The sequence below is a fragment of the Streptomyces sp. NPDC093801 genome (assembly GCF_040701585.1).
In the GTDB taxonomy this organism is placed as follows: Bacteria; Actinomycetota; Actinomycetes; order Streptomycetales; family Streptomycetaceae; genus Streptomyces.
On record NZ_JBFBDP010000033.1, the window covers coordinates 42,544 to 61,127 of the forward strand.

Consider the following 18,584-nt stretch of genomic DNA (forward strand, 5'->3'; position numbering starts at 1 on the left):
CAGACCGGCCGGGCCCGCGCTGACCACCCGCGCGGCCCCGGCCCCGCACACCCCGGAGCACCCGTGCGCAGCCGCACCGCAATCCGCTACGTCCAGCACACCGTCGACGGCGAGACCGAGCTGATCCCCGAGAAGTACAAGATCCCCGGCTCGCCGCTCGACTGGGACCGGATCGCGCTCACCGCCGTCACCACCACCACCGCCGCGATCGTCCTTGCCTCCGTCGGCTGGTCCACCGCCGGCATCGGGGACCTCCTCGACCTGGTCGCCCCGAGCGTCGCCGCCTACTCCGCCGCCAGCGTCTTCGACCTGCTCTGGATCAACTGCATGATCTTGGAATGGGTCTTCCGCTACGACCCCGAGCGCGCCGCCGTGTTCCGGCGGGCCGGCCACACCGGACTCGCCATCGCCATGGCGGCCATCTGTCTCCACGGCTACCTCGCCGAGTCCCTCAAGGTCGGCATCGTTGCGGCCGCCGTGTCCGCGCTCGCCAAGGCCGCCTGGACGCTGGTCATGCGCGCCCACGCCCGGCCGCTCGACGCCCGCACCCAGCAGTGGCTGGTCCGCCGCCAGGCGAAGATCTTTGCCCGGCTCGCCCTGTCCGCGCAGCTGCGCCACCTCGCCGCCATCGAGGCGCGGGCGGCCGGACACACGCTTCCGGACCACACCCCGGAGCCTCCGGAGGGGCGGGTTGAGGCTCCGGAGGATGGGCGGCAGCTCCTGATGTCCGGGCCTATGACCATGGCGGATGCCGTCCGGACGGCCGTCTCCTGCAACATCACCGACCCGGACGCCGTCGTCCGCTACGTCCGCAAGGTGCACGACGCCAACGCGAAGGAGGAATCCGTCCTCCGGACGCTCCGGATGGCCCGGAAGGCATCATGACCGAGGCCCGCATCACGCAGATCATTCCGCCCGGCGCGCCGCTCCCCCAGCGGCCGCCGGCGCCGCCCCGGCCACCGCACCCCGACGACTGGTGGCAGGCCCCGCCCCCGCCCCTCGTCCCGCGGCCCCCGGTCCCGCCGCCGTACACCCCACCGCCGCCCGCCCCGGTCGACGTCCACGTCACCCTGTCCTGGGCCGCCCCCGAACCCGAACGGCCTCCGTGGTGGCGCCGGATCCGCTGGGGCTACAACGCGGGCTGCCTCCTCTGCGCCATGCCGGTCTCCACCCCCTGGGCCTGGGTCCTCGCCTCCGCCCGAGACAGTCAGGGCCTCGCCGGGGCCTGGACCCTCGCCGCCATCCCGGCGGCCGTGCTCGCGCTCCTGGACAACGCACGGCGGGTCGAGGCCGCCGCCGCCCACCCCGACCTGTGGGCACCGAAACTGCGCGCCATCAGGGCCCGGATCCTCCTCGACGCCGCCCTCATCGCGACCGCCACCACCCTCCCGGTCACCACCCTCGTCTACGCCATCACCGGAGTCCGCACATGAGCAACGAGTTCGTCTCCACCGCCCTGACCGGCTCCGGCCTGGTCGTCGGCGTCGCAATCCTCGCCGCCCAGCACTACCGGTGGTGGAAGACCGCTGGCGCCGGGGGAGGCCCGGCCAGCGGCGGCAGCCGCGACCCCAAAGCCCTCATCCCCCTCTGGTTCGGAGTGGGCTTTGGCACCCTCATGGTCGCCTGCCCCGCAGGCCTCCTCGGCACGGCGTCCGGATTCATCCGCTGGGGAGGTAACTCCCTTGGAGACTTCGTCATGTCAACCATGACCGGCCAGCGGTCCAACATCGTCGCCTCGGCCGCCACCCCCAGCCTCGACGGGAACGGCGCCCTCGTCGTCACCGCCCTCGTCATCACCCTGTTCCTCCTCCGCAAGGCCTTCGCCAAGGTCGCGAAATCCGGGTTCAAAACCGGCGTCGCCGCGGGCACCCTGCTCGCCATCGGCACCGGCGTGTTCGCCGTCATCGGCAACGCCGTGGTCCCGGCCGTGAACTCGATCGGCGCGCAGCTCATCGGAAGCGCCGTCCACGGAACGCTCCTGTGAACGCCCCGACGTCCCACGAGTGGATCCGGGCCGCCGCCGCCCGACTCACCCTCGGCTCGCAGCGCCTCACCGCGCACCTCGCCCGCCGCGTCACCGACTGGGTCCGCGGCGTCTGGCAGCGCACCACAAGGTGGCTGGGCGAGGCCTCCGGCATCGCCTGGGCGCTCCGCCTCGCCGTGCTCCTCGGCGCGGCCTGGATCCTCCGCAAGGTCGGGCTCGGCGTCGCCGGGTGGGGCGCCCGCCGCCTCCAGACCTCCTCCGCGCTGCTGTGGCCGGCCCTCGGCCTGTGGCTGATCGCGGCTTGGCGGGTCGGCCACCCCGACTGGAACCCCTGCCCGGCCCCGGCCGTCCAAGAGCCGGAGCCCGAAGCCGAACCGGAGCCCGTCTCACTGGCCAAGGAGCACGCCGTCGCGGGGCCCGGCATCGACGACGTCGTCGCCGTCGCCCGCACGCTCGGCACCCCCCACGTCCACCTCGCCGCGATTGAGGAGTACCTCGGTGCCCCGCAGGGCACCGCCCGACGGCTCCTCGCTGCGGCTGGGATCCCCATCGCCGACGTGCGGATGCACGGCCGCGGCACCAGTACCGGCGTACGCGGCTCGGATATCCCCCCCTTTTCCCACCCCTCTCCCGAAGAGGTTGTTGGCGTTGTCGGTGCAGGTCAGGGCGCCAACAACAGCAACAACGACGCCATCGGGGTTCGGGAGGAAGCGGGGATGACGATCATCACCGATCCGTCCGAGCGCCGCGAATACACCGTCTGATCCCGGGGCGGCCGCCGCCTAGCAGCTACCGGCCGCCCCGGACCCCATCCCCTCACGAGAGACAGGACCGCCATCATGGCCCAGCACCCGTTCCAGGCCGCGATCTCCGAGGCCGAGCTGATCCGCCGCCACAACGAGACGCTCGCCGCGCAGCAGCAGGCCGAGCGGCAGCAGCAGGAGCAGACCCCGCCGGCCAGCCGCAGCAGGGATGATGGCGGCATGAGCGAGCAGCGCTTCACCCTCGACAACAGCGGCTCCGCATTCACCCCGCGCGAACCGCGCACGCCCGTCTTCCGCCACAACCTCCGCTTCGAAAATCACAGCAAGGTGCTCGACTGGGAGCCCGGATCGATGTACTCCGTGCGGGTGCCTACCGGTGAGACCACGGTGACGTGCGCCTGCGGACTAGATACCGGCGCGGTCCCGAGCGGCGATGCGCGCCTTGCGTACGAGGCGCACCGCAACCTGGTCCGCAACGAGATCGCCGCCAAGACCGACGGGTGAAATCCAGCCGCATCTAGGGGGTGTTGTTCCAGCCATCCCGGGCGTAGCGTGAGCGCACCACCTGGAGGGGGCACGCTGGCCCTCCCGGACAGCGCCTGCCAGCGCGCACTGCAGAAGGGCCCCGCCGGCCGTCCCCCCGTACGGCGGGGCTCTTTTTGCACCCAGTTGCAAAACCGGTCGCTGTGCCGCATCCTGGTCGCAACTCCGGCGTGCCCGGAAACAACAGCCCCCGAAGCCCCGCCAATGTGCGGGGCTTTCGCGTGTCACAGACCGATCACAGTCACCACACAGGCATCTGAACCCGGCGACCATGGCGCGATGCGTACACACCGCCTCACCGCCACCGCCGCCATCGCGCTCCTCGCCCTCACCGCGTGCGGGCCCGCCGACGAGATCACCACCAAGCCCGACCCCAAGGGTGCCCCGCCGTCCCCCACCGTCCCTGCCGAGGCAGCCCCCAGCAAGCCGGCGCCCGGCAAGGCCGCAGCCGTGGGCGACACCGTGACCCTGAAGGGGAACAGCAACGGCGAGCAACTGGCCGTCACCATCAAGAAGTGGGCCGACCCGGCGCAGCCCGCCGACGACTTCATGAAGCCACAGGACGGAAAGCGCTGGGTGGCCGCCCAGTTCGAGCTGGTCAACACCGGCACCGCCGTCTACAACGACAGCCCGAGCAACGGCACCCAGGTCGCCGATGCCGAAGGACAGCAGTTCCAGACGACGTTCGCGGAGACCACCGCCGGACCGGCGATGACCAGCGCGGCCAAGGTGTCGCCTGGCGCCAAGGTGCTCGGCTGGATCACCTACGAGGTCCCGAAGGACTCGAAGATCGTCAAGGTCCAGTTTGCGATGAACAGCGGGTTCGCCTCCCAGACCGGAGAGTGGACCATCCCCTAACCCCCAGCTCCCGCCGTCCGGCCAGCTCCCGCGCACGAGGGCGCGCGGTCGAGCCCCCGGACGGCGGGCCCCTCACCCCTGGAGGTGGCCGCCATGGCCGACGGACCCGTCACCCTGGCCGAACAGGACGAGATACGCCGCCTCCACGCCGAAGGGCTTGGCCGCAACGAGATCGCCCGCCGCATGGGGCGCGGCTCGCGCACCATCAGCGTTCACGCCGCCCGCCTCGGGCTTGAGTTCGACGGCTCCCAGACCGCCGAGGGCACCCGCGTGCGCATGCTCCAGCTCGCCGAGAAGCGCGCGATCCTCGCCGACGCCCTCACCGACGACGCGCTCCGCCTCTCCGAGCAGATGTGGGAGCCCTCCGCCATCCACAGCTTCGGCGGCAAGGACCACACCTACGCCAGCGCCCTCGTCGACGAACCCCCGGCCGCCGACAAGCGGGCCCTGATGGCGGCCGCCGCCGCCGCGAACGCCGCCGCCATGCGGCTGGTACCCCCCGAGGCTGAGACCGAGGGCATGGCCGCCGTGGACCAGTGGCTGAGGGGGATGATGGGCGGCACCCCGGCACCGGAGTAGCCGACCGGGAGGGGGCCCGCCGTGTACCAGGCCCTCGCCGGGAAGCAGCTCCGCAGCACCCAGTTGGCGACCGCCCGCGGGAACCTCTGGGAAGGCGCGGTCCGCTCGTCCAAGACCATCTCTTCGATCCTGATGTGGCTGCGGTACGTCCGCACCGGCCCCGCCGGCCCGCTCCTCATGGTCGGCAAGACGGAGCGGACCCTGAAACGGAACATCATCGACCCGATGGTCGAGATGCTCGGGCCGAAACGCTGCGTGTACAAGTCCGGGGCGGGCGAGCTGGTGCTCCTCGGGCGGACGATCTACACCGCGGGCGCCAACGACGAGCGCGCCGCCGAGAAGATCAAGGGACTCACGCTCGCGGGCGCCTACCTGGACGAGGTCACGACCTTCCCTGAGACGTTCTTCTCGATGCTCGGCACCCGCCTCTCCATCGAGGGCGCGCAGTGGTTCGGCACGACCAACCCCGAGGGCCCCAACCACTGGCTGAAGAAGAAGTTCCTGGACAGGGCCCGGCTCCACCTGCGCCGGGACGGCTCAATCGCCGAGTCGCAGGCCGCCGACGCGATCGACCTACACCGGTTCTCCTTCAGCCTCGACGACAACCCGTACCTGCCCGCGAAGTACGTCGCCGACCTCAAGATCGAATATCAGGGACTCTTCTACCGCCGGTACGTACTCGGTGAGTGGTGCCTGGCCGAGGGCGTCGTCTACGACATGTGGGACGAGGCCCGCCACGTCGTCGACATCGTCCCCGCCATCGACCGGTGGATGTGCGTGGGCGTCGACTACGGCACCATCAACCCCCTGTCCGCACTCCTCGTCGGCGCCGGGACGGACGGCCGGCTGTATGTGGCCAGCGAGTACCGGCACGACTCCCGCACTGCGCGCCGGCAGCTCACGGACGCCGCGTACAGCGAGGCGTTCCGGGAATGGCTCGGCAACTACGAGCACGGCGGCACGCGAGGCGTGACCCCGCAGTGGATCTTTGTGGACCCGAGCGCAGCCTCCTTCATGACCCAGCTGTGGGCCGACGGCGTCCCTGGGGTGGCGAAGGCCAACAACGACGTCACGGACGGGATCCGGTCCGTGTCCGTGGCGCTCGGCTCCAACGCCCTGTCCGTGCACCGCTCCTGCAAGGGCCTGCTGTCCGAACTCCCCTCGTACGCCTGGGATCCGAAGGCCGCCGAGAAGGGCGAGGACAAGCCCTTGAAGATCGATGACCACTCGGTCGACGCCCTCCGTTACGCCCTGCACTCCAGCGCGCACGAGTGGCGGGGCCTGATCCGCCCGACGCTGGAGGTGGCCGCGTGATCGAGACTGTCAGCCTGCCTGTCGTGCTTCGGATCGGGGACATCGAGGCCGAGATCGCGACCCTCGACCTGCCCGCGTCCGGCGGCGGATGGGCCACCAACGCCCGCCGCGCCATCGCGGACATGCTCCGGGCCGCCGCCGACGCCTACGAACATCCGGACCCGGCCGGCGAGGAGGTGCCCCATGCCGCTCCCTGAGGCCGGCGCCCCGTGGCCGCCCATCGACCCGGCCATCCGCTCTGACATTGAGGACTGGTCCGCCTGGTACTCCGCGAACCCTGACCGGCTCGCCTACCGCTACTCCAACCGGCACCGCAGCACCAGCCGGTACGGCACCCCGGCCAACCGGCCCTCGCAGTACCGCGGCGGCCTCGTCGGCACCATGGCCCGGTGGTTCTGGGGCGTGCCGACCCCGCTCGGCGAGAAGCGGGCGAACCTCCACCTGCCCTTGGCCCGCGACCTCGCCCGCACCTCCAGCGACCTGCTGTTCAGCGAGCCCCCCAACCTCCTTACCGACGACCTCGGCACCCGGGAGCGCCTGGAGCAGCTCATGGAGGACGGCCTCCGCCGAACCCTCCTCGCCCAGGCCGAGATGTCCGCCGCGCTCGGCGGGGCGTACCTGCGCATCGTCTGGGACCTCACCATCAGCGACCGGCCCTGGATCAGCCTCGTCCGGGCCGACGGCGCCGCCCCGAAGTTCGTCCACGGCCGGCTCCGCGCGGTCACGTACTGGACTGTGCTCGGCGTCGACGGCCAGAAGGTCATCCGGCACTTGGAGCAGCACGAACCCGGGAGGATCCTGCACGGCGTGTACGAGGGCAGAGAGGACAACCTCGGCAAGCCCCTCGACCTCGGAGCCTTCGAGGAGACCCGGTCCTTCCTGCCGGAGCAGGCCCTCCCCATCGGCAACCGGCTCGCCAGCACCTACATCCCGAACACCGTCTCCGCCCCCGACTGGCACGACCTTCCGGGCGCCGCAGGCCTCGGCACGTCCGACTACCAGGGCAGCGAGACGTTCCTGAGCAGCATCGACGAGGTGTACACCAGCTGGATGCGGGACGTCCGCCTCGCCCGCTCCCGCATCATCGTCCCGGCCGGCTACCTCCAGTCCGGGGGACTCGGCCAGGGCGTTTCGTGGGAGGACCGGGAGGTGTTCGCCCCGATGAACATTCCGCCGACCTCCGAACACGGCATCACCCTCAACCAGTTCGAGATCCGCCACCTCTCACACCGCGAGACGATCGCCGACCTGTCCAGCAAGGTCATCCGCACCGCCGGCTACTCCGGCGGCACCTTCGGGGACACCGAGGGCGCTACTGCTGCCACCGCGACGGAGATCAAGGCCCGTACGGCGCGCAGCATGAGCACCCGCGCGCGCAAGTGCGAGCTGGAGGCCGTCGGCATCGCGGAGATCGTCGAGACCCTCCTCATCCTGGAGGCGTCCCCGATGTTCCCGGGCTTGCCGACCGTCGCCGTCGAGCGGCCGACGGTCCAGTTCCGGGACTCCGTCCAGGACGACGTCAAGACGCTGGCGGAGACCGCCGAGCTGCTGCGCCGCGCAGAGGGCGCCTCGACGGAGACGATCGTGGCCCTGGCCAACCCGGACCGTGACGCGGACTGGCAGGCCGAAGAGGTTCGCCGGATCCTCCGCGAGTCAGGCCGGGACGTCGCCGACCCGACGGCCACCGGCGCCGAGTAGCCGTGGGGAGGCGGTCCAATGCCCGTCTCCCCCGCCCTCGCCGAGGATCTCGCCGCCGCCGTCGCCATGCTGTACGCGGACGCCGAGCTCGCCCTGATCGCGATCCTCCGCGACGCGCTCGCCGAGGGCATCGACAGCCCCCGGTGGGCCGAGCTGAAGCTGAGGTCCCTCGGGAACCTCCGCGAGGCCGTCGAGACCGTCACCGCGGCTCTCCAGGACGACGCCAACGGGGCCGTCGCGGCCGCGCTTACGACGGCGTACGGGCGCGGCCGGCAGGCGGCCGTGGCCGAGCTCGGCGCGCTCGACATCGGCCGTGAGCTCCAGGCCCGCCGCATCCTGCCCGGGGCCCCGGCCGTCGACCGGCTCGCCGCGTCGTACGCCCGTGACACCCGGCCGCTGTACCAGCGCATCACGCGCGCCGTCCTCGACACCTTCCGCGGGGTAACCGCCCGGGCGGCCGGGACGCAGCTCCTTACCGGGATCACCCGCCGGGCCGCCGCCCAGCGCGCACTGGACGAGTTCGCGGCCCGCGGTGTCAGCGGGTTCGTGGACCGGGCCGGGCGCAGCTGGGAGCTGGCCGCCTACGCGGAGATGGCCGTCCGCTCGGTCACCGCCCGCGCCGCGATCGACGGGCACATCGACGCCATGGCCGAGGTCGGCCAGGGCCTGGTGATCGTGTCTGACGCGCCGCTGGAATGCCCGCTGTGCGCGCCGTGGGAGGGCGAAGTCCTCGCCCTGACCGGGCCGCCCGGACCGCGCACGGTCCGCACGGAGCACGCGGTACAACCGACCGGCCTCCGGGGCCTGCTCGCGCCGCCCCGCACGGTCGCGGTGCACATCGCCGGAAGCCTCCCTGAGGCCCGAGCAGCTGGCCTGTTCCACCCGAATTGCAGGCACTCCCTGTCCCTGTACCTGCCCGGCGTGACGACCCGGCCCCCGCAGCACGCAACGCCGGGCACCACCTACGAGGACACCCAGCGCCAGCGGGCCATCGAGCGGCATATCCGCCGCTGGAAACGCGCCGAAGCCGCTGCGATGGACGACGCCGCCCGCACACGCGCCCGGGCGAAGGTCCGCGCATGGCAGACAGCCGCCCGCGAGCACGTAGCCGCGCACGAGCACATCGTCCGCCAGTCTGCGCGCGAGCAGATCGGCCGCGCCCACTGAACTTCGGCCTGCCTGGAGCGGGCCGGGAACGCCGGCCCGCCAGGAGCGGGCCATCCGCACCACGGCCGCCGAGCGGCCACCCCCGGCGACCGCCAGGCGCGGCGCCAACCCCACCCCGACCGCGGACCGCCGGGAGCGGGCCGCCCGCACGCCCCGGAGGGCGCACCCATGCCGCGACACACCCTCGCCCGCCCGACACCCCACGCGGGCGCCGGCTGGTCCCACCCCTACCGCACCGGCCCTTTCGACCCGTACCTGTACGCCGACGGCGGGGCCGGAGACGCATCCGGATCCGCCGACAACGGCACCGGAGGCCAGGCCTCTGACCAGGGCGGAGACCCGTCCGGATCCTCCGGACAGCTCTCCGGATCGGCCGCGACGACGGTCGAGACCGGCGGCGGCCAGGGGACGGACGCCGAGGACCTCGCGGCCACCGTGAAGCGCCTCGAACGCGAGCTGCGCACCGCCCGCTCGGAAGCCGGCAAGGACCGCACCGCCGCCAAGCAGCAGGCCGCCGACGACGCCGTGAAGGCCCTGACCGAGAAGCTCGGCAAGGCGCTCGGTCTCGTCGCCGACGAGGCCCCGCCGGACCCGGCCGCGCTCGCGAAGGCCATCCAGGAGAAGGAGGGCGTACTTGCCGAGCGAGACGCCCAGCTCCGAGCCCGCGACGTCGAACTTGCCGTCTGGGCCCGCGCCGCCAAGGCCGGCGCCAAGGCGGACGCGCTCCTGGACTCCCGCGCCTTCATGAAGGCGGCCAGCGGCCTCGATCCGACGGACAAGGGCTTCGCTGCGGCCCTCGACGACGCCATCAAGACCGCCGTCAAGGACAACCCCAGCCTCGCCGCCACCCCGGCCGCCACCGCGTCCGGCGGTGACCTCTCCGGCGGGACCGGCGAAGGCAGCACCCGGCAGCGCCCCACTTCACTCCACGCCGCCGTACGCGGCGCCTTCGGCACCTGACCCCCTAGGAGCACCCCGTGCCCGTCACCCTCGCCCAGGCCCAGATCAACAGCCAGGCTGACATCGACTACGCCGTCATTGACAACCTCCGCCGCTACAGCTGGCTCCTCGACCAGATCGCGTTCGACGACACCGTCACCCCCGGCACCGGCGGCGCCAGCCTCACCTACGGCTACACCCGCCTCACCGCCGGCCGCGGCGCCCAGTTCCGCGCGATGAACTCGGAGTACACCCCGGCGCAGGCGAACCGGCAGCGCTACAGCGTGGACCTCAAGCCGCTGGGCGGCGCGTTCACCATCGACCGGGTCCTGTCCCGGCTCGGCGCGTCGCAGACCAACGAGATCAGCTTCCAGATGCAGCAGCTGCTGACGGGCGTCCGCACGTCCTTCCAGTACGAACTGATCCGGGGCGACACCGCGGTCAACGCCGATGGCTTCGACGGCCTCGACAAGAGCCTGACGGGCCAGTCGACCGAGTACCTGCCGGTCAACGAGGGCGTCACCTCCGGCTACCTCGACTGGACCCGGGGCACCATCGACACGCAGCCCGAGGCCATGGCCCAGCTCGACGTCGTCGACGACTTCCTCTCCCGGATCGTGCCGTCCCACACGGGCGGCGGCGACGCGGGCGCCCCGGGTGCGCTCCCGCCCGGGGTGAAGGCGATCCTCGGCAACACCAAGAGCATCACCCGCATGCGGGCGCTCGCCCGGTGGGCTGCGATCTACACCGCGACCCGCGACGACCTCGGCCGGCAGATCGAGATGTACGGCCCGTGGGTCCTCGTCGACCTCGGAGACAACGCCATCGGCTCGGCCCCGATCATCCCGGTCGAGACCCGCGACCCCGATGGTGCGGGCGGTGGCGGCAACGTCACCAACCTGACCGACCTGTACGCCGTCAGCTTCGGCCTGGACGCCCTGCACGGCGCCGCTGTCGCCGGCCAGCCGCTGGTCAACACCTACATGCCGGACTTCACCCAGCCCGGCGCGGTCAAGACCGGCGAAATCGAGATGGGCCCGGTCGCTGCGGTGCTCCGCAACACACGCTCCTGTGGTGTCCTCCGTAACATCAAGGTCGCGTGATCACGTGCTGACCGTTCACAGCCCCGAGCCTGGGTTCTCCGGCGAGGTCGGCGGCGTCTCCTTCACCGGCGGCGCCGCGACCGTCGACCCGCAAGCGCCCAGCGCGCGGGCCGCGCTGGCCTACTTCCGGCGCTGCGGCTACCGCGTCGTCGACGACGCCCCCACGGATGCGAGCAGCCCGGCCGCCCCGGCGGCGGCCGCCGCCGACTTCGACCCGTCCGAGCACAACGTGGCTGACGTCCTGGCCTACCTCGCCGACGCCGACGAGGACGAGCGGGCCCGCGTGCTCGCCGCCGAAGAAGCGGGCGATGCCCGCGCCACCATCCTGAAGAAGGGCCAGCCCAGTGAGTGAGCAGCTCGGCGGGTACACCCGCAACGTCCGTGACTACCTCGCACACGCCAACGCGGGCGACCCCGCCAGCCCGGACACGTTCTTCCGCCGCAACCTCCCGCGCATCGGCCTGTACGACTCGGCCAGCGACTCCGGTCAGGTCGCCCTGGCCACCGGTGTAATGACGTCCGTGCCGGTCCACCTCCGCTCGGGTGACGTCATCACCACCGTGTCGGTGCGCTCCGGCGGCACGGCGGCCGGCACGCCCACGAACTACTGGGTGGCGCTCTACGACAGCTCGGCCACCCCGGCCCTGCTGGCGCAGTCCGCTGACCAGACCAGCACGGCGTGGGCGGCGAACACCACGAAGAGCCTGACCCTGTCCGCCCCGGTGACGATCACCAGGTCGGGGATCTACTGGGTGGGGATCATGGTGGCGGCGACGACCCCACCGACCCTGCTCGGCGGGTGCGCGGCCCCGGCCATCGTGACTGGCGAGCGCAACCTCTCCCAGTCGTCCGGCTCGTCGCTGACCGCGACGGCTCCGGCCACGATCACGAGCGTCACGGCGAAGAGCTTCGTGCCGTACGTCGTCCTCACCTGAGGCGGGCGACATGGCTCCCATCGAGGACGCCGACGGCCAGGCCACGCCACCGCCCGTACCGCCGGCTCGGTACCGCGTGGCGGCACCCGGGCCGGTCACCGGCGGCGTCATGGGCGTCGCCTTCGCCAACGGTCAGGCCCTGTTCGAGGACGACCCGCAGCACGCGCGGGCGCTGGCCTGGTTCCGGGCCGAGCCCGGCTACCGGGTTGACGCTTTGGAGCAGCCCGCCCCGGCCGCCGAGTCCGACGGGCCGCCGGCTCCGGTGCCCCCGGGGGCGGGCCCGGCCGAGGACGAACCGGCCGAGACCGGTTCGGCGCCGCCCGCAGCCCGACGACGAAAGTAGGGGGCAGACATGCCCATGATCAGCGACTTCAGCCTGACTGCCTCCGTCCTCCAGACCAAGGCGCAAGACTTCACCCTCACATCCGACCCCCTCTCCAGGATCTGGAGCACCCACCTGGAATCCGGCACTAGCGCCGGCCAGGCCGACAAGGCGTTCCACGACCAGCGCACGCTGGCCGCCAGCGCGACCGAGGATCTCGACCTGGCGGGAATCCTCACCGACGTCTACGGCGCGACGATCACCTTCGTGAGAGTGAAGGGTCTGTTCATCGCCGCGTCCTCCTCCAACACCAACAACGTGGTGATCGGGGCTGGCACCAACCCGTGGGCCACCCTGCTGAACTCGACCGGGACCGTGACGCTCAAGCCGGGCGGGTGGTGCGGCTTCGGCGCGGGCGCAGGTGACGCGGTGGGCTGGCCGGTCACGGCGGCGACCGGCGACATCCTCAAGGTCACCAACAGCGCCGGGTCGACCAGCGTCACCTACGACGTGGTCATCGTCGGCTGCTCCGCGTAGGAGGTGGTGGCGATGGCCCGCGTCTACGCCACCGCCGAGCAGTACGAGACCTACACCGGGGCGGCCGCGCCGCCCGACATCGACGCCCGCCTCGCCCGCGCCAGTCGGTTCCTGGACAGCCAGGTGTTCCGGCTGTGCACCTACGCCGCCGATGCGGCCAGCGGCCTTCCCACCGATCAGGTCGTGGCCGCCGCATTCGCGGCCGCCGTGTGCGCCCAGGCCGAGTGGGGCGTCGAGGTCGGTGACGTCACCGGGGCGGCCGGGGCCGGGTGGGGCTCGGTCGAGATCGGGTCGGTCCGCCTGTCCCGGTCGGTCACCGCGGTGTCCGGCGCCGACTCCCCCGGCCGACAGGTCGCCCCGGCGGTGTGGGACGCGCTCCGCAGCCCGGACCTCGCCCCGGACAGGCTCCGGATCGGGATGGTGGCCTGGTGATCCCCGGCTGGCTGCTCATGCAGACCGTGACGATCCAGGCCTACTTGGGCGACAGCGCGTACGGACCGCAGTACGCCGCCCCCGTTACTGCGCGGGCCCGGGTCGAGGAGCAGATCCGGACCGTCCGCGACGAGCGAGGCGAGGAGGTGACAGCCTCCACCACGGTCTACCTCTTCCCGGACCAGGCTTGCCCGCCGGAGTCCCTGGTCACCACTCCCTCCGGCCGGACGGCGTCCGTCATCACCTCGGCGCTGCACTCCGCGCCGGGCCTCGGCACACCCGATCACAGGGAGGTGACCCTCACGTGAGGCAGTACACCGAACTGCGCTGGGAGGGCGGCCGCCTGGGAGCGAGCACACGCGGCCGCCGGGGCGCGGAGGAAGGGCTCCAGCGGGCGCTGGAGCATCTCCTCGCCGAGTCTCGGAAGCTGGTGCCGCTGCGTGAGGGCACCCTGGAGCGCTCCGGGCGCGTCGTCCGCGACGGCCTCGATGGGGCCGTCACCTACGACACCGTGTACGCCAAGCGGCAGCACGAAGAGCTGACCTGGAAGCACCTGCCGGGCCGGTCGGCGAAGTACCTGGAGATCCCACTCAACCGGGACCGGGAAGTGCTGCTGCGGCTCATGCAGGTGTCCCTGAGGCGGTGGCTGCGTGGCTGACCTCCTCGACGGCCTCGCCCGTCACCTCGCTGCCCGAGGCCTGGCTACGTACGACCCCGCTGGCCGCGGCGGGGACCTGTTCATCGAGTCCCTGCCCAGCACCCCGGATGTGTGCGTCGTCCTCGGGGTCTACGACGACGGCGCCGAACAGGACTCCCGCATCGGCTACGACACCGTGGCCGTCCAGATCCGCGTACGGGGCACGACCGACCCGCGGATTTCCCGCGCCCGGGCGCTCGCGATCCGCGCCGAGCTCCACGGCCTGGGTCCAGTGGTTCTCCCCGACGGCACGGACCTGCTGCTGGCCGTCGCCCGGAACGTGTCCGGACTCGGCACCGACGAGAACCGCCGTCACGAGCATGTCGTGAACCTGCGGGTGCAGGTCCGCTCTGTGACCGCGCACCGCGTCTGATCCACCCAAATCTTCAGCCCGCCGGCTCCGCCGCGCCGGGCATTTCGTCATGCCCTGGAGGAGCCATGGCAGTTCAGAAGTACAACGCGAGGGACATCGTGTTCCAGATCGAGAACTACGCCAGCCCCGGCACGTGGGTGCCGATCTCTCCCCTCGCCATCAACACCTTCACGAAGAGTGAGGACGAGGAGACCACCGACACCACGACGTTCGGCAGCGCGGGTCAGGCCGAGTCGATGAAGATGCAGATCGGCAAGTCCCTCCAGCTGGAGGGCTTCCGGCTCCGCGACCCGGCGACGGGCGCCCTGGACCCCGGCCAGGCCATCGTCGAAGCGATGAACGACCGGCTCGGCGTCCAGAGCCTGACCGGGTTCCGGTGGGCGCACACCACCGACACCACCTGGACGGTATGGGCGCAGACCCGCATCACCCTCGGGGACCAGGGCGGCGGCAACAACGACGAGGTGTCGTGGAGCGCCACGTTCACCCGGTCCGGCCTGTCGACCACGGCGGCCAAGCCGTGACGGGCCGCGTCAGTAAGATGCAGTCCTGGGACGCGTTCTGGGCCGAAGCGGCCCCGCGCGAGCAGGTCGAGATCCGAGGCGTCATGGTGCAGGTGCCCACGGACATGCCCCTCGGCGTCGAGAAGCGAATCCAGGAACTCCAGGACTCCACCGAGCTGGAAGACGTCGCCGAACTCGTGGCGCTGATCTTCGGCACCGACTGCATCGAGGAGTGGCGGAAGGCCCGCATGGGGCTGAAGGAGTTCCAAACCGTACTCACCTGGGGCCTCGCCCGCGCGAGCGGCCGCGACCTGTCCTTCGCCGACGCCCTCGCCCTGGTCGAGCAGGGCGACCCGGCGGGAAAAGCCGCGCCGAACCGAGCCGCACGGAGGCAGCGCTCCGCCGCTACTGGTGGGCGCTCGAAGCCGATTTCCAGCGCGAGTACGGCATCGGGGCGCAGCAGATCCCACACCTGACCCGCCGCCGGTTCTGGGTCCTCGTGGCTGGTCTGTCCGCTGATGCCATGTGGCGGCGGATGGCGGGCGACGAGATCAACGTGGTCGACGACCCCGACCAAATCAGGGCCGCGCTGGCCTCTCTCGCTACCTGACAGGGAGGCCGCGCATGGCGCTGACCATCGGTGAACTCGTCGCCCGGATCGACGCTGACGACGCCGGGTTCGCGCGCGGGCTGTCCCGCGCCGAGCTGGAGATGCGCGGCTTCCAGCGGAGCACGGACGGGCGGCTGCGGGCGCTCAACGGGCGGTTCCAGTCCGTGGGGAACCTGCGGGAGGCTGAGCTGCGCGTCCACGGTTTCGTGGAGGCCGCAGACGGCTCCCTCCGGACCCTCGACGGCCGCCTCGCCGACCTCAGCCACCCCGTCCGCCTCAGCATCGGTGGGGACAGCAGCGGCGTACGGCGCGCGGTCCGGGACGCCCAGACATCCGTCGCGGGCTACACCACGGACGCCTCCGGGCGCCTGCGCGGTCTGGATGGCCGGTTCATTGCCGCGGGCGAGCGGGCCGCGCTCGGCCTGAGCACGGGCGACCGCGAGGGCCGCCGGTTCTCTCTCACGCTAGGGCACCTGGGCTCAGTCGCCGGGGCTGTGGGGTCCGCCGTCGCGTCCAAGGGCGCCCTGATGGGCGTGGGGATCGCCTCCGCTCTCCCGGCGGCGGCTGGCCTGGTGGCCGCGCTTCAGAACATCCTCCCGGCCGCTGGGCTCGGCGCCACGGCCGTGTTCGCCCTTGGACAGGCATTCGGGGCGGTCAAGCTCGGCACTTCGGGGATCGCCGAGGCACTAGGCGCGGCCGGAAAGGCGGCGGCGACGGCAGCGAGCGGCGCCAAGGCAGCAGCGTCCGCGCAGCAGTCTCTATCGGACGCGGTCAAGTCGGCGGCCCGGGCCAACGAGCAGGCGGCCAAGCAGGTTGCCACCGCGGAGCGCGGGCTGGCCGAAGCGCAGCGCGAGGCGCGGGCGGCCCAGATGGCGCTGAATGACGCGCGCGAGCAGGGCGCCCGGGACCTGGAGGACTTGAACAACCGGCTGGTGGACGCCGAGCTGTCGCAGCGTGACGCTGTCCTGGACGTCGCCGACGCTCAGGAGGCGCTGGCCAAGGCCCGCGCCAGCGGCGACCCGAAGGAGATCGCCCGCGCCGAGCTGGCCTACGACCGGGCCGTCCAGCGCCTGAAGGAGCAGACGACCGAAACCGCCCGGCTCCGGCAGGAGACCGCGAAGGCTAACGCGGACGGAGTGGAGGGAACGAACGCAGTCCGGCAGGCCCAGGAGCGGATCGCGGACACCCAGCGCACCGTCGCTGACCGCGAGCGGGACTTGGCGGACGCCCGCCAGGAGGCTGCCCGTACCGCGGCGGACGGCATCGAGCAGGTACGGCGCGCTCAGGCCGCGCTCGCCGAGGCGACCGGCGGCCAGGCCGATCCGTTCGCCGAGGCCATGGGCAAGCTGGCGCCAGCCGCGAAGGCGTTTGTCCAGGCGCTGCTGGACCTCAAGCCCGCGTGGGAGGGCTTGCGCCTGGACGTGCAGCAAACCCTTATGCAGGGCCTGGCCGGGGAGATGACCCGGACCGCGAGCAGTGTCCTGCCCGTGCTGCGGCGTGAGCTGGTCGACTCGGCCGGCGCGCTCAACCTGATGGGCCGCGGCGTCCTGGACGCCGCGCGGAATCTCGCGGACTCGGGGACGCTGGGCCGGGCGATGGCCTCGGCCTCTGCCGGGCTGCGTAACCTCTCTCGGGCGCCGGGCCAGATCGTGACCGGTCTGGGGCAGGTTGCGGCGGCGGCTGGGCCCGCTTTCGAGCGGCTCACGGCGGCCGCGGGCGGTGCCCTGGACCGGCTGGCCGCGAAGATGGCCGACAGCTTCGCCAGCGGCCGGATGCAAAAGGCGATCGAGCAGGCGATCACTCTTGTCGGGCAGCTTTTCGACGTCATCGGCAACGTCGGGTCGATGCTCGGGTCCCTGTTCGGGGCAGCTCAGGCCTCGGGCGGCGGGTTCCTCGGGGTTCTCCAGCAGGTCACGAAGGCCATGGCGGACGCGTTCGATACGCCCGCCGTGCAGGCCGGGCTGAAGTCGATCTACGAGACGATGTCCGTCCTGGGGCAGACGGTGGGCCCGCTCCTCGCGGACGCTCTCCAGGCCATCGCCCCTGTGTTCACCGCGCTCGGGCCGCCGATCCAGATCGTGATCCGCGCCCTGGGCGCCGGACTCCAGCCGGTTATCAAGGCCCTGGGCCCGGTCCTGGTGGCCGCGGCACGCGCGTTCGGGTCGCTGATCACGGCCGCCGCACCACTGCTGACCACGGTTGGCACGCTCGTGGCGGCACTGCTGCCCGCAGTCACCCCGCTGTTCGATGCCCTGGTGGTCGTGTTCGATGCGCTGGCACCGGTCGTGCGGCAGGTGGCGGACACACTCGTCGCCGCCCTTCAACCGGTCCTCGCTGCCCTGCCGGGCATCATCGGGCCGCTGGCGAAAATGCTGGGCGACCAGCTCGCCTTGTGGCTGGGGGTTATCGGGGACATCCTGGTGCAGCTGTCTCCCAGTCTGGTCACTCTGGGTCAGTCGCTGGGGCAGCTGATGGTGGCGCTGTCGCCGCTGATTGCGATGTGGGCGCAGATGTCCACCGAGTTGCTCCAGCACCTGCTCCCGGCGCTTCAGCCGGTGCTGGATCTGTTCGTCAAGATCGCCGCCTACCTGATCAGTGACTTCGCCCGTTCGATCCGGGACGTGGCGGTCCCCCTGCTCCAGTCCCTCGGAGCGCTGATGCGCGGCGACCTCTCCGGAGCCGCCGACTACGCCAAGCAGGCGCTGCGGGGCCTTGTCAGGGATGCGGTCCTCCGCTTCACCGAGCTGCCGCAGCTGGTCAGGGACGCGTTCGGCAACATCGGTAGCGTCCTCTACAACGCGGGCGCATCGGCCATGATCGGTTTCATCAACGGCCTGCGGGCGATGATCCCGTCCCTGCGCGATCACCTGGGCTGGATCACCTCCATGATCCCCAGCTGGAAGGGACCGGAGACCCTGGATGCCCGGCTCCTCACCCCCGCCGGCCGCTCCGTGATCGAGGGGTTCCAGCGCGGTATCAGCCTCGCGACGCCCGGCCTGGAAGACCAGCTGTCCGGCCTGACCGGCAGCCTGCCCGGCATGACCCTGGCTCCGGTGGGGGGCATGGCCGCAGCCGGCGGTACCGCTGGCGGGTCCGCACCGCGGATCACGGTGGAGCTGGCTGGCCCGCAGGAGATGAAGCAGTTGATCAGGCGGATCGTCGCCAACGACGGCGGCAACGTCCAGACCGTCCTGGGTCAGCCCGTCTGACCAGAGAGGAGGCTCCC

Annotated in this window: 24 protein-coding genes; all 24 read left to right on the top strand. The window is 71.9% G+C overall.

Translation table 11 applies throughout. The features are described from left to right. The first annotated feature begins 63 nt into the window (after positions 1 to 63). Positions 64 to 885: a protein transporter Sec31 gene (locus tag AB0469_RS31825; protein WP_366454938.1), complete on the top strand. Its 822-nt coding sequence runs from the start codon at positions 64 to 66 to the stop codon at positions 883 to 885. Beyond that, entirely contained in the window at positions 882 to 1,433 is a 552-nt protein-coding gene (locus tag AB0469_RS31830) for a hypothetical protein (protein ID WP_366454939.1), read from the top strand. Before AB0469_RS31825 ends, AB0469_RS31830 begins: the two co-directional genes overlap by 4 nt. Beyond that, on the top strand, positions 1,430 to 1,984 hold the full coding sequence (locus AB0469_RS31835) for a hypothetical protein (protein ID WP_366454940.1): 555 nt from the start codon (positions 1,430 to 1,432) through the stop codon (positions 1,982 to 1,984). The genes AB0469_RS31830 and AB0469_RS31835 overlap by 4 nt, the downstream gene beginning before the upstream one ends. Further along, positions 1,981 to 2,748, top strand: coding sequence for a hypothetical protein (locus AB0469_RS31840; protein WP_366454942.1), 768 nt, complete (start codon positions 1,981 to 1,983; stop codon positions 2,746 to 2,748). The genes AB0469_RS31835 and AB0469_RS31840 overlap by 4 nt, the downstream gene beginning before the upstream one ends. A 75-nt stretch (positions 2,749 to 2,823) precedes the next feature. Further along, positions 2,824 to 3,252, top strand: a complete 429-nt coding sequence (locus tag AB0469_RS31845; RefSeq protein WP_366454943.1) for a hypothetical protein — start codon at positions 2,824 to 2,826, stop codon at positions 3,250 to 3,252. Positions 3,253 to 3,570: 318 nt separating this feature from the next. Next, positions 3,571 to 4,149, top strand: coding sequence for a DUF4352 domain-containing protein (locus AB0469_RS31850; RefSeq protein ID WP_366454944.1), 579 nt, complete (start codon positions 3,571 to 3,573; stop codon positions 4,147 to 4,149). A gap of 93 nt (positions 4,150 to 4,242) precedes the next feature. After that, entirely contained in the window at positions 4,243 to 4,728 is a 486-nt protein-coding gene (locus AB0469_RS31855) for a helix-turn-helix domain-containing protein (protein ID WP_366454945.1), read from the top strand. Between the two features lie 21 nt (positions 4,729 to 4,749). After that, positions 4,750 to 6,042 carry a PBSX family phage terminase large subunit gene (locus AB0469_RS31860; RefSeq protein WP_366454946.1) on the top strand — a complete coding sequence of 431 codons (1,293 nt, stop codon included), beginning with the start codon at positions 4,750 to 4,752 and terminating at the stop codon, positions 6,040 to 6,042. Beyond that, entirely contained in the window at positions 6,039 to 6,239 is a 201-nt protein-coding gene (locus AB0469_RS31865; RefSeq protein WP_366454947.1) for a hypothetical protein, read from the top strand. Before AB0469_RS31860 ends, AB0469_RS31865 begins: the two co-directional genes overlap by 4 nt. Then, the gene (locus tag AB0469_RS31870) at positions 6,226 to 7,740 is read left to right on the top strand and encodes a capsid protein (protein ID WP_366454948.1); all 1,515 of its coding nucleotides are present in this window, start codon (positions 6,226 to 6,228) and stop codon (positions 7,738 to 7,740) included. Before AB0469_RS31865 ends, AB0469_RS31870 begins: the two co-directional genes overlap by 14 nt. 18 nt (positions 7,741 to 7,758) lie before the next feature. Further along, the gene (locus AB0469_RS31875) at positions 7,759 to 8,907 is read left to right on the top strand and encodes a phage minor capsid protein (RefSeq protein WP_366454949.1); all 1,149 of its coding nucleotides are present in this window, start codon (positions 7,759 to 7,761) and stop codon (positions 8,905 to 8,907) included. 168 nt (positions 8,908 to 9,075) lie between these two features. Beyond that, positions 9,076 to 9,867, top strand: coding sequence for a hypothetical protein (locus AB0469_RS31880; RefSeq protein WP_366454951.1), 792 nt, complete (start codon positions 9,076 to 9,078; stop codon positions 9,865 to 9,867). Positions 9,868 to 9,884: 17 nt separating this feature from the next. Further along, on the top strand, positions 9,885 to 10,949 hold the full coding sequence (locus AB0469_RS31885) for a major capsid protein (RefSeq protein ID WP_366454952.1): 1,065 nt from the start codon (positions 9,885 to 9,887) through the stop codon (positions 10,947 to 10,949). Between the two features lie 4 nt (positions 10,950 to 10,953). After that, positions 10,954 to 11,301, top strand: a complete 348-nt coding sequence (locus AB0469_RS31890; protein WP_366454953.1) for a hypothetical protein — start codon at positions 10,954 to 10,956, stop codon at positions 11,299 to 11,301. Further along, entirely contained in the window at positions 11,294 to 11,884 is a 591-nt protein-coding gene (locus tag AB0469_RS31895) for a hypothetical protein (protein WP_366454954.1), read from the top strand. Before AB0469_RS31890 ends, AB0469_RS31895 begins: the two co-directional genes overlap by 8 nt. A 10-nt stretch (positions 11,885 to 11,894) precedes the next feature. Next, complete coding sequence (locus AB0469_RS31900) at positions 11,895 to 12,227, top strand: hypothetical protein (protein WP_366454955.1); 333 nt, start codon at positions 11,895 to 11,897, stop codon at positions 12,225 to 12,227. 9 nt (positions 12,228 to 12,236) lie between these two features. Then, on the top strand, positions 12,237 to 12,743 hold the full coding sequence (locus tag AB0469_RS31905) for a hypothetical protein (RefSeq protein WP_366454956.1): 507 nt from the start codon (positions 12,237 to 12,239) through the stop codon (positions 12,741 to 12,743). Positions 12,744 to 12,755: 12 nt separating this feature from the next. Then, positions 12,756 to 13,175, top strand: coding sequence for a hypothetical protein (locus tag AB0469_RS31910; protein ID WP_366454957.1), 420 nt, complete (start codon positions 12,756 to 12,758; stop codon positions 13,173 to 13,175). Continuing rightward, the gene (locus AB0469_RS31915) at positions 13,172 to 13,483 is read left to right on the top strand and encodes a hypothetical protein (RefSeq protein WP_366454958.1); all 312 of its coding nucleotides are present in this window, start codon (positions 13,172 to 13,174) and stop codon (positions 13,481 to 13,483) included. The genes AB0469_RS31910 and AB0469_RS31915 overlap by 4 nt, the downstream gene beginning before the upstream one ends. After that, the gene (locus AB0469_RS31920) at positions 13,480 to 13,833 is read left to right on the top strand and encodes a minor capsid protein (protein WP_366454959.1); all 354 of its coding nucleotides are present in this window, start codon (positions 13,480 to 13,482) and stop codon (positions 13,831 to 13,833) included. The genes AB0469_RS31915 and AB0469_RS31920 overlap by 4 nt, the downstream gene beginning before the upstream one ends. Beyond that, positions 13,826 to 14,245, top strand: a complete 420-nt coding sequence (locus tag AB0469_RS31925) for a minor capsid protein (protein WP_366454960.1) — start codon at positions 13,826 to 13,828, stop codon at positions 14,243 to 14,245. Before AB0469_RS31920 ends, AB0469_RS31925 begins: the two co-directional genes overlap by 8 nt. 65 nt (positions 14,246 to 14,310) lie before the next feature. Further along, the gene (locus AB0469_RS31930; RefSeq protein WP_366454961.1) at positions 14,311 to 14,769 is read left to right on the top strand and encodes a hypothetical protein; all 459 of its coding nucleotides are present in this window, start codon (positions 14,311 to 14,313) and stop codon (positions 14,767 to 14,769) included. A 17-nt stretch (positions 14,770 to 14,786) separates the two neighbouring features. Then, positions 14,787 to 15,224, top strand: a complete 438-nt coding sequence (locus AB0469_RS31935; protein ID WP_366454962.1) for a hypothetical protein — start codon at positions 14,787 to 14,789, stop codon at positions 15,222 to 15,224. Positions 15,225 to 15,372: 148 nt separating this feature from the next. After that, positions 15,373 to 18,567 (top strand): hypothetical protein, encoded by a 3,195-nt coding sequence (locus tag AB0469_RS31940; protein WP_366454963.1) that lies wholly within the window; start codon positions 15,373 to 15,375, stop codon positions 18,565 to 18,567. Positions 18,568 to 18,584 lie beyond the last annotated feature (17 nt).